The organism is Zhongshania sp. (assembly GCF_041623545.1).
Classification (GTDB): Bacteria; Pseudomonadota; Gammaproteobacteria; order Pseudomonadales; family Spongiibacteraceae; genus Spongiibacter.
This window is the reverse complement of the sequence record NZ_JBFJWS010000023.1, coordinates 16,682-27,394: the sequence shown is the minus strand read 5'-3', so window position 1 is coordinate 27,394 and position 10,713 is coordinate 16,682. Positions and strand designations below refer to the sequence as shown.

At 50.9% G+C, this 10,713-nt stretch carries 10 protein-coding genes; 2 read left to right on the top strand and 8 right to left on the bottom strand.

Going from position 1 to position 10,713, the window contains the following annotated elements:
- A partial coding sequence (locus ABYT30_RS05120; RefSeq protein ID WP_373095520.1) for a multicopper oxidase family protein occupies positions 1 to 925 on the top strand: 925 nt, incomplete at its 5' end.
- 134 nt (positions 926 to 1,059) lie between these two features.
- Positions 1,060 to 2,610, top strand: coding sequence for a GGDEF domain-containing protein (locus ABYT30_RS05115; RefSeq protein ID WP_373095517.1), 1,551 nt, complete (start codon positions 1,060 to 1,062; stop codon positions 2,608 to 2,610).
- A gap of 62 nt (positions 2,611 to 2,672) precedes the next feature.
- Here ABYT30_RS05115 and ABYT30_RS05110 read toward each other — a convergent pair whose 3' ends face one another.
- The 8 genes from ABYT30_RS05110 to ABYT30_RS05075 all read right to left on the bottom strand — a co-directional run bounded on the left by ABYT30_RS05110 (position 2,673) and on the right by ABYT30_RS05075 (position 10,626).
- A complete protein-coding gene (locus tag ABYT30_RS05110) occupies positions 2,673 to 4,337 on the bottom strand; it encodes a wax ester/triacylglycerol synthase family O-acyltransferase (protein WP_373078325.1) in 1,665 nt (554 codons plus the stop codon).
- A gap of 262 nt (positions 4,338 to 4,599) precedes the next feature.
- Complete coding sequence (locus ABYT30_RS05105) at positions 4,600 to 5,538, bottom strand: rhodanese-related sulfurtransferase (protein WP_373078328.1); 939 nt, start codon at positions 5,536 to 5,538, stop codon at positions 4,600 to 4,602.
- A gap of 4 nt (positions 5,539 to 5,542) precedes the next feature.
- Complete coding sequence (locus ABYT30_RS05100; RefSeq protein ID WP_373078331.1) at positions 5,543 to 5,869, bottom strand: BolA family protein; 327 nt, start codon at positions 5,867 to 5,869, stop codon at positions 5,543 to 5,545.
- 79 nt (positions 5,870 to 5,948) lie between these two features.
- Positions 5,949 to 6,305, bottom strand: coding sequence for a TfoX/Sxy family protein (locus tag ABYT30_RS05095; RefSeq protein ID WP_373078334.1), 357 nt, complete (start codon positions 6,303 to 6,305; stop codon positions 5,949 to 5,951).
- Positions 6,306 to 6,346: 41 nt separating this feature from the next.
- Positions 6,347 to 7,390 (bottom strand): aminotransferase class I/II-fold pyridoxal phosphate-dependent enzyme, encoded by a 1,044-nt coding sequence (locus ABYT30_RS05090; RefSeq protein ID WP_373078336.1) that lies wholly within the window; start codon positions 7,388 to 7,390, stop codon positions 6,347 to 6,349.
- Entirely contained in the window at positions 7,387 to 8,325 is a 939-nt protein-coding gene (cbiB, locus tag ABYT30_RS05085; RefSeq protein WP_373078338.1) for an adenosylcobinamide-phosphate synthase CbiB, read from the bottom strand. The genes ABYT30_RS05090 and cbiB overlap by 4 nt, the downstream gene beginning before the upstream one ends.
- A gap of 165 nt (positions 8,326 to 8,490) precedes the next feature.
- Positions 8,491 to 9,246: an amidohydrolase gene (locus ABYT30_RS05080; protein ID WP_373078341.1), complete on the bottom strand. Its 756-nt coding sequence runs from the start codon at positions 9,244 to 9,246 to the stop codon at positions 8,491 to 8,493.
- A 198-nt stretch (positions 9,247 to 9,444) separates the two neighbouring features.
- Positions 9,445 to 10,626 carry a glycosyltransferase gene (locus ABYT30_RS05075; RefSeq protein WP_373095515.1) on the bottom strand — a complete coding sequence of 394 codons (1,182 nt, stop codon included), beginning with the start codon at positions 10,624 to 10,626 and terminating at the stop codon, positions 9,445 to 9,447.
- Between the last annotated feature and the right edge of the window lie 87 nt (positions 10,627 to 10,713).

Genomic DNA, 10,713 nt, shown 5'->3' with positions numbered 1-10,713 from the left:
GGAGCGCGAACGCCCCGACTATCACGATGTGATCATCGGCATGAAAGATTGGCGCCTTAAGCCAGACGGCAGCTATTTACCGCTATCGATCCCTAGAGAAGCGGCACGGGACGGAACCTTGGGTACATTAGCGACGGTTAACGGCGAGCAAAAACCCGTCATTGAAGTACCCGCCGGTGAGCGACTACGCCTGCGGTTCTTAAATTTAGACAACACCCGAGTTTACAACTTAAGTCTGCGCAATGACGAGGCCAAGGTCATTGCCATTGACGGCAGCCCGATTGCGCAGCCCTATACCCTTGACGTTCACCCCACGGGGGCAGGAATGCGCGTCGATGCCGGGTTTATCAGCCCGACAGAAATCGGTGTCGAAATTCCAATTTATGACATGAAAGGCCGCTTCGGCATGGAAATCTGCCGATTAAAAGTGGTTGCTGCGGGCAAACCGAACCAGATAAAAACCGGATTGCCTGCCCTACCGGCAAACCCCATACCGCCACCACAGCTGGACAAGGCCGAGACCCTTAGCTTCGTATTTGAGTGGGCCGGCGCCATGTCACCCAGTAACAAAGACGGCCAAGTCGATCATAACTTTTGGCTAATTAATCGCCGCGCATGGAGCGACCACAGTCATCAGAACTTACCCGCCCCCTTAGCCACTCTAGCCTTGGGTAAAACCTATATCTTTGAATTGCACAACGCGACGCCACACCACCATCCGATTCACCTCCACGGTTTGATTTTTACGGTGCTCGAATCTGACAAGCGAGCGCTTACGCCCTACCACAGCGACACCATCCTATTGGAAAAAAACGAGCGCGCCAAAATTGCCTTTGTTGCCGACAACCCTGGCCGCTGGATGTTTCACTGCCATGTCATTGAGCATATGCAAACCGGTTTAATGGGTTACATTACAATTATTTGATTAATTATAAACAAGGTATTTGGCGACAAAACCCAAGCCAAAAGCCAGTATTCGTCTATTACTTCGGGAATAGAGGTTGAATCCCAGCCATATCCCGTTAGTATCAAATGTACTAACACTAACGCGTACAAAATATGACGACAGGCCAAAGAGCACTCTGCCTAATAAGTGGCAATGTCATTCTCACTTTTCTGCTCACAATGCTAGCTCGAAATCTACTTATTAACCCCGACTTATTGGCAATTGAGCAGGCTGCTGACCGCAAAGATATTGCTCGCTTTGAGCAGAGCATCGATCGTTACCGAAATATTCTTGAAGGTCGAATCCGGCGCATCTATTCCGCTGCGGGCTTACTGGAAGGCCTCGACAGCGGCATACAGTGGCAACCACTAGTTCACCCCCTTGCCGAGATAGGCGGCTATGAGGATCTTGACTATTATATTCTGTCAAACAACACTGGCGAGATTAGTGAATTACACGCTGGCGAACTCGCAGTCCGCACAAAGTCATACCCAGGCCCAGCTGTAAAACCAGAAATCCTTGAGCATGTACTGCCTCGTCTACGGGGCGCCACTGGGTCGACAATATCTGGGCTCTATTTATCAACCAGCGATGGCCCACTGGCGTATGCAGCAGGCAAAAGTACGTGGCGAAACAAAAATCTGCCCTCAGTATATATTGCTGTAAGGCGGCTCAACGCCACGCTCATCCATGAATTTACAGAACGTTTGGGGCTGGTCACCGAGCTAGTACCGGCCCAAACATTTAATAAAGAAATATCCGATTCCCAGACGAAGCCTGGCCAACGCGACGAGCAAGATGCATTCTATACGGTGCTCTATGGTGACGACGCGCAAGCGGTTCTGCATCTAAAATTTCAGGCTGCACCCAGAGCCTTTGACGACAAGCCCTTTAGCCCGACAATCTGGGTCGGAATGCTTATCGCTGCGGGATCTTGGAGCCTCGTATTTATTTATGTGTATTACCGCACCGTCACACCATTGCGTCGGATCACCCGCACCCTGCAGCTCATCAGGCAAACAAACAACTTCAATAAGCACTTGGTATACAAGCCCAAAGATGAATTTGGCAAGCTGGTTAACGAATGCAATGAATTACTCAAGCACATATCCCAGCACACTGAAAAATTAGAAAGCTATTCCTACGAAGATGCATTAACTGGACTGGGTAATCGCCGCCATTTTCAGGAGAAATTGCAAAATCACTTCAGTATTGCCAAACGTAAAAACTTGCTTGTCAGTGCTATTGTTTTTGATTTGGATAATTTCAAACAATATAACGACACCTATGGCCATGACGGTGGTGACGAGGTATTACGGCAGTTTGCTAACATACTAAAACAAAGCTTCACGCGCGAACTCGACGTCGTTGCCCGAACCGGTGGCGAAGAATTCATCGTTTTAATACTAGATGTCAGCGCTAGTGACAGTTTACGCTTAGCAAATAGAGTTGTTGAGCGACTTTTTGAGTTGAACATTCCCCACCAAGCCAATCACGCAGAGGGCCGTGTAACAGTGAGTGCTGGCGTAGCTACCGGTTATATAAACAAAGAGCCCAGCCTTGAACCAATTATAATCCATGCGGATGCGGCGCTCTATAAAGCCAAGCAACAGGGACGCAACCGAAGCTGCCAACATCAAAATGACAGTACCGGCGAGCCATAAAAACTGGATTTATAAGAGACGTAAAACCTGCGTATATTCAGCAGGCTTTACGTCGTAAAAACTCAGGATAGTGAGTTCGTAATAGGAACCACCTTGCCATTTTTACCGGCAGAGGCATCAGATGAAGAGCCTTGTTCAGGGGTTTCTTGCCCGTTTTTGGCTTTCGCAGGCTTAATCGAACTGCGGCTCGCCGTCGTACGCGCCTTTTTGGCGATTGGCTTTTTCGGCGCAGTCGCACTACTTACCTTGGCCTTACGCGCCGGTTTTGGAGTCGCTTTTCGGGTTTTACTTGCCACCGCGCTGCTGGTTTTACTCGCTTTTGCCGCTGCTACCAACTCCGCAAATGATTTCTCAATACACTCACGGTAAAACGCCGGATCAGGCATGGATTCCCTGTCACCAATAATCGATAAGGTCACAATACCGTTTGAACTAAAGATCAAATGGAATAAGCCGACTCCTGGGGTCAGCAGACCTAAACCGTAATACCGGACCATTTGCGCACCAGCTGAATACAGCGGGAATGTCGGGCCAGCGACATTTGACACTACCGAGCTAATACCAAGTGGCACATGCCGAGTTAGCTCGTTATTGACATAGGTGTTGACCAAGGGCCGTGTCAGCGCCGGCGACATCACGCCAGCAAGACGCAAAACGTCAACTAGGGGTGAGCTCTCGCCGTAAACTTTGGCTTCTTGCGAGCTGCGATACACCTTGGCCAAGCGCTTCAGTGGATCAGCAATATTGGTGTGTAATTCAACGAATACTGAGCCGACTTGGTTATTTTCATCCGTCATCCCCCGCCGCGTGCGCATATCCAAGGGAATAGACACAGCCAAGCTCTCATCAGGCAGCTCATTATGGTGATCCAAGTAATGACGCATACCACCGGAAATTATCGCCAAGACCACGTCATTAATTTTCACCCCACAGAGGTCTTTCAATTCTTTGACGTCAGCTAATGGAAACTCCGCCGCTTCGAACACTCGATGGGGACCAACCGGCGTATTAAACCGGGTTCGCGGCGATTTAATAGACGGCATCGGTATTTTCTTTTGCGCCATACCAATGGCCATTTTACCTAAGTCGCGCAGTACCCCTGCGCCGCCCGTCACCATTTTCACTGTGTTTTTAATATTATTAACCGCTGCAGAGCTGGCCAAATAGAGCGAGTTCGGCATTACGTCAACGGTGACCACCGCTTCTGCTTGAGGTACAGCCGCCGGATCCGGCTCTAAATCATGGATAACCGACATAATAGATGAGCCACCAGCGCCATCAACAAGCGCGTGATGCATTTTTGTGTAAATGGCAAAGCCGCCCTTAGGAACACCGGGGATGTTATCCAGACCTTCAATAATATAGGCCTCCCATAGCGGCCGGTTCATATCGAGGGGCCGCGCGTGGAGCCTTGCAACCAGTATGCACAGTTGGCGCCAATCACCAGGCTGTGGCAGTGCGATATGACGGATATGGAATTCGACGTCAAAATTGGCGTCTTGCACCCAGTAAGGCCGATCAACATTGCCCGGCACTTTGACAAGCCTTGAACGGAAAATGGTGTGTTTATGAAGCCGACGCTCAAAATTGGCGATAACGCCCTTAAAGCGAACTGAGCCACCCGGCGCAGTTGACGGATCGTAAATGCCTAGGCCGCCAACATGTTGCGGTGTATTGGCTGTTTCGAGATTAATAAACGCGGTATCAAGTACACCTAACTGCTTCATGCAATTAAACCTCTTATTTTAATAGCCCTTATCTAGGGCTTGGTAAGGTAGCCAGCCTGAACCAGAATCAATCGCAAGATTCATGAGTTATATGCTAGCTTAGCCATAGTACATCAATTTCTCCGCATTCTAAGTGCATAAATGGTGAAATTGGTACCTAGCCCCAGAACTAATCTAATAGGATGAGGGCTTGAGCTGATGCCCCGCGCAACCCCCCGCGCGTGGTAATCAGCAATTTTCAAGTCAATTTGGCGAAAAATACTTAACGGAGTTTACGCTGCCGTGCCGGCGGCGGAGCGCCGACATGACTCTCATTGCGCTGACGGGCGAGCTCGACTTGCTTCTGACGATCACGAAAACGCTTTTTTTGATCATCGGTAATATGATCAAAACACGCCGGGCAGGTCACCCCTTCTTCAAACTGGGCGCTCTCTTTGTCGCGTTCAGTAATTGGTCGGCGGCAACCGTGACAAAGATCGTGACTTCCGGTTTGCAAACCGTGGGTCACGGCAACCCGATTATCAAATACAAAGCATTCGCCCTGCCACTGACTCTGGGCTTCATCTACCTCTTCCAAATACTTTAAAATACCGCCCTCCAGATGATATACCTCGGCAAAGCCTTCGTGCTTCATGAATGCAGAGGCTTTCTCGCAGCGGATACCGCCGGTGCAAAACATCGCTACTTTCTTATGCTTTGCAGGGTCGTAATTCGCTCGCACATACTCGGGAAACTCCCTAAAACTGGTTGTCTTAGGGTCAACTGCACCTTTAAAGCTGCCGATTTCAACTTCGTAATCGTTGCGGGTATCAATTAACAAAACCTCGGGATCAGCAATCAATGCGTTCCAATCTTGGGGTTTAACATAGGTACCGACGATATCCTTGGGGTCAATTCCATCAACGCCCATGGTCACAATCTCTTTCTTAAGCTTGACCTTCATTCGGTAAAAAGGCTGTTCTTTGTCATAGGACTCTTTGTGGTCAAGGTCAGCAAAACGTAGGTCAGCGTGCAGATAGTCCAACACCGTATCTATGCCGACACGGGACCCGGCAATCGTGCCATTTATTCCCTCTTCGGCAAGTAACAGCGTACCTTTTACTCCTGCCGCCAAGCACTGGGCTAACAAAGGTTCGCGCAGCTCCTGATAATCAGGAAGACTAACAAATTTATAAAGTGCCGCTACAACAAACTCATTCATACTATTAAGCGCCCTGCTCCTTCTTACTGCCGCCCAGGCAGTCTGGCGAAGCTGGCACCGATCCCGCGCGAAGTTGCCACTCCTCAGGGCTATAGGTGTGCATAGCCAGCGCATGGACTGGCCCTGCCAGCTCCTCGGCCAAGAGTTGATACACTCGCTGCTGTCGTGCCACTTTGCGAAGACTGGAAAAGGCATCGGCAACAAGTACTAGCTTAAAATGGGTCTCGGAGTTGGCAGGCACACTGTGCATATGACTTTCATTGATGACTTCAAGATGGCTAGGCGCCAACGCGGCCTCCAATTTAGCTTGAATTATTGACTGTACCGACATTGCCCACCCCTTTAAATCATTACAACGGCGCATATTATACACAGGCGCCGCAGACATCGCCTGCAGCAAGATAAAACACTCAAATTGGACTTGGACGACGTTTTGCTGCAGCAGCGCGCAATGCAGCTGCATAGGCCCGACTTGCCCAATCTAGCAAAACGTCCTTATCGTCCAAGGCCTCCTCCGGCGCCTGAAAATAAGAAAGTGCTATTTCGCGACCGCCCCGCTCATAGCTGAAGGGCTGTAAGCCCTGTACCTCAAAATCACTCAGCGATTGCGAGTCCGCTTTTAAATACAGGGTATTATCAAAGATCAAAGCAAACATTAGCTCTTCTAAAAACAAACCCGTACCGCCAAACATCCGCCGCGCCGTAACCGGCGCAAACCATTGCATTTGGTCGAGTACGTGCGCGGTGAATACACTGTCCTTTGCCACTGCGCCGCCCTCCCCTCGTAAATCAAAGGCCTTCCCGACAATTAGGCCGCGAGGCCCCTCAAGCAAATACCACTCAGACGCTCAGCTAGCATCTCCTGGTCCTGGGCCAAGCCCCAGCGCACAAAGGCTGTATCGACCCCGCGATATACCCGCACCGATACGCCCCGTTCAAAACAGCGCTGTTGCAGCTCATCACCATGCAGCAAGGGCAGCACCATGGTAATAAACAAGGGCGTAACAATAAGTTTGTCGAAATACGGGGCGAACATCCTCTCCAGCAGCGCGCCTTGCGCCTCGCTCACCCGCAACAACTGAGCCTGCATATCTACATGCCAACTGCGGTCTAACAGAGCCTGACGCCCCAACCACTGGGCGCTACCGCACACAGTCCACGGGCCCAAGCTGGCATTAAGCTCTGCTAATAAATACGGTTCGGCTATGACAAAACCGAGGCGTAAACCAGGCAAACCAAAAAACTTACCTACCGAACGCAGCAAAACTATACCAGCTTCGGCCGCCAGCACCCTTAAATCACTACTTGGCATGGCATCCGCAAAGGCCTGATCAATGACCACCACGCCATCACTCGGTAATAATGATCGCCAGTAGCGAACATCAGCTGCGCTAACAACATCGCCGGTCGGGTTGTTAGGGCTAATTATCAATAAATATCGAATTTGCCCAGCGATAATCCGCCTTGCAATATGCTCTCGGCTGTAGTCACTAAAATACTCCAGCGCATGCCCTGCCCGCGACCAACGGTAGCGATGCTCCTCATAAGCCACTTCTGCCAATAATACCCGTCCCGACTCTAGCACAGTTGGCAATATCTGAATGACTGGCTGGCTGCCTGCGGTCGCTAAAATTGTCTCGGCTGCAACGCCGTAATATGCCGCCGCCGCACTGCGTAATTCCGGACACGGATAGGGAAGCACTTGATAGCAATGGGCAGGCGGCGGCGACACCGGCCAGCTCCAGGGGTTAACACCCGTGGCCAAATCCATCATAGCCAAACCGTCGGGGGCCAGCGGCACACTTTGCGGATCGCCACCGTGACGAGGCGGCAGACGGTTTACAAGACTCATAAAATCAAACCCAAGACCAGCCCAGCAACCAGCCATCCTGCCAGCTGACAATTCACCATGTTTATACTCCGATCCAAATCCTTGATCTCGGGCACCCGCCCCCAACCAAGAGCCGGGCGGTTTGATACCGCGCCATGATAGCTTGCTGAACCACCCAAGCTCAGACCAAGCGCTGCGGCACCGCTAGCCATAACTGATCCGGCATTTACACTTTTCCAAGACCAGCCCTGAGTAAACCAACACACCCACGTGCGCCTTGAGCACGACAGAAGACTGTAGCCAAGTGCCGTAAGCTGCGCGGGAACAAAGTTACAAACATCGTCGCTGCGCGCTGCCCACCAACCAAAGTACTGATAGCGCGAATTACGGTAACCCCACATCGCATCTAGGGTATTAGCCAAACGCTGCAGAACCACGCCACCGGGCCCAGCTAAGGCATACCAAAATAGCGATGCGAACACCGCGTCACTGCTGTTTTCAAGGGTAGTCTCTAAGCCTGCCGTCAATATCTGCTGTGCATCTAAACTCTCAGTATCACGGCTCACCAAGTAGCCGATTCGCAATCTCGCTTCGCCTAGATCCCCAGTCGCTAACGCAGCGGCGACTGGACGGATATGTTCGCACAAACTCTGCCAACCCACCGCCCAGTACAATACCGCAATATGCCAGAGCAAACTAAAGACCGGTGAAAATGTCGAAATAACATAATCTATGATCACCACCGCGCCGACCAAGGGCGCGACAATCAGCACCCAGCTGAAGACACCCGCCAAACGCTGGATAATAACCGTGTTATATCGATTTAATCGCTTTTCTATACTAATTGCTAGGCGCCCAAAGCCAACCAAAGGGTGCCAGCGCGTGGGCTCGCCGAGCACCTTATCTAGCGCGAGCGCTGCCAGCCATACTAGGCTAATAAATAAAATTTGATTCAAGGGCTTTCTCTGGCAATAAACTAAGCGCCAATACTCAGCCACCGCCTTTAATCACACAGGCAGCTCTGGCATTGCGTTAAAATGGGACGCGAGGATACTAGCTATAATGCTATGGCGGAGCACTTTAATAAATGAAGTGCTAGGGGTCAATTAGAATGACCGGCCTTACACACCAAGTCGATAAAACGCCGCGGCATTGTCCCAAAGCACCTTTTTGGTCGCAGAGTCACCCAGCGCATTACCTATGATTTCGATATCAACTGGATTAAAGGCTCGTGGTGAACGGGTAGACGGCAAATCCGTGCCGAACATCAAGGCATCAGGATTGATCTCAAAGAGGCGCCGAATCGCTTGACTGACGGCAAAATCAACACGGCCAAAACCAGTAGCTTTAACCCTAGCCCCGCTCTCGGCCAGCTGGTACAACACCGGTAGGCCCTCTTTAGACAAACCCAAATGATCAATGCTGACTGCCGGTAAACGGCACAACTCACCGCAGAGCTCGGTCAGGGATTTGCAATCGGCATAAATTTCAATATGCCAGCCGAGTAAATCGTAGATACGGTGGGCAAATTCAATTAGATGCTCCGAAGATTCTGAGCCACCCCGACGCAGATTAAAGCGCACCGCACGCACACCGTGGCTGCCCAGTAATAATAAGTCTTCATCACTGATGGTATAGGGCACTTGCGTTACCCCGACAAATGTCGGCCCCAGCGCCGCTAACGCCGTGATTAAATAGCTTTGATCAAAAGACTGAAAGGACGCCGACACTACCGCGCCGCCGCCAACCCCGAGACTTGCCGTTTGGCCTACATAATCGTCAACCGTAAAAGCATCAGGCAAAAAGCCATCGTTACTGACCAAAGGAAACGCTGGGTCAATAATGTGCAGGTGGGCATCAAAAATCATGTGCTGCATACCGCTCTCACCTCCGCCAGCCATAAGTTTTGCCCGCGTAATGTCTGTGTTTTGTTATTGTTAAAGCTGACTAAATAGCGCTAATCCTCCCAACATTCGCAGATTTACCGTCGAAATGCAATCTCGAGGACACTCACTATGACACACTAACACCTCGCTAGGAGCAGCTCTATTTCGACGCCCCACTGGCGAAGCGATCTAGTCCAGCGGCTTACGCTGGTCCCGATTTTTAGCGGCAATCCACTGGGACATGTATTGATTACTCTTAATCGTATGGTGACGGAGCATCAGACTATTAAAGTGCTTGCCACGATGGCCGTTAATATCCTGCCGCAAGCTATCAACGCAGCGCGTAAACCCCGGCAGAAAATGACTCGCTTGAAAACGCTGCAGTAACAAGTCACGCCCACACTGCTGAGCCACCGCCCACCGTTCACTATTTTGGTAAAGCCTCACAACCGCGTCAGAATAATCGACCGAAAATTGCTCAGAATCGGCAACAACGCTTCCGCCCCAAGGCATATCACCACGCATCCCTTCAGCGCCAATCATCGTGGTTACTGACGGTGTACCGCACTCCATGGCAGCCAATAACTTCCCCTTTTGGCCAGCACCAAAGCGCAGTGGCGCCAAGCATAAGCGAGCGTTTCTCACAACCGCGTCAGCGTCGTCTGCCCAGCCCTTGATCAAAAACCCCAGCTTTTCGCTTTGTAATTGCAAGGCCTTTGGGGGCGGATAAGCGCCATAAACATGACATTCGGCCGTGGGTAGTTGGCGCCGAATCAAAGGCCACAGCTCACTACGCAAATACTGAACAGCATCCCAATTTGGCGCGTGGCGGAAATTACCCACCACCACACAGTGCTGCCGCTCGGCATAGGGCAGCCACTGCGTAGCCTGATCTGCGGTAAAATCCGTGAGCAAGGGCAAGTAATGCAGTAAATCCGCGGGGACACCGTAAGTGTCCTGAAGAAGCGCCATCTCAAACTCAGAAATCACCAAGGTAAGATCACAACGCCATATCGATGCGATTTCCCGCAGTGCCAGTTCACTGCTCAAGTCTTGCTGATTCAACAATCGCTTTTGCTTAAGCGCCTTGTGACGGGCGTCGCGCAGGCAGTGCAGGTCTTCACTGTCTAATATGCGAACTGCTGCTGGGCAACTCCGATCCACTCGCCAAGCAAACTGCTCTTCCATTAAAAATCGGTCAAACACCACAACATCAGGCTGCAACTCGGCGACATAGCTATCAAAACTATCGCAATTTAAGGCTACCGCACGAGCGGTAACACCCAACTCACTTAAATCAACACTGTGCTCCCCTTTCGCTGCGGCGCTGACAAAATGAATCTCGCCGCCATTACTTTGGAGTGTGGACACTAAGGACAGCATACGCCGGCCCGCAGCCGATGAATTCGGCTCGGGCCAGACATAACCAATAATTAAAACGCGCAATTGAATAAACTC

Bases quoted from the DNA above. Each gene is read 5' to 3' on its own strand.
- ABYT30_RS05115 (WP_373095517.1), top strand. From the start codon at position 1,060: ATGACGACAGGCCAAAGAGCACTCTGCCTAATAAGTGGCAATGTCATT.
- ABYT30_RS05110 (WP_373078325.1), bottom strand. From the start codon at position 4,337: ATGAAGCAGTTAGGTGTACTTGATACCGCGTTTATTAATCTCGAAACA.
- ABYT30_RS05105 (WP_373078328.1), bottom strand. From the start codon at position 5,538: ATGAATGAGTTTGTTGTAGCGGCACTTTATAAATTTGTTAGTCTTCCT.
- ABYT30_RS05100 (WP_373078331.1), bottom strand. From the start codon at position 5,869: ATGTCGGTACAGTCAATAATTCAAGCTAAATTGGAGGCCGCGTTGGCG.
- ABYT30_RS05090 (WP_373078336.1), bottom strand. From the start codon at position 7,390: ATGAGTCTTGTAAACCGTCTGCCGCCTCGTCACGGTGGCGATCCGCAA.
- ABYT30_RS05080 (WP_373078341.1), bottom strand. From the start codon at position 9,246: ATGCAGCACATGATTTTTGATGCCCACCTGCACATTATTGACCCAGCG.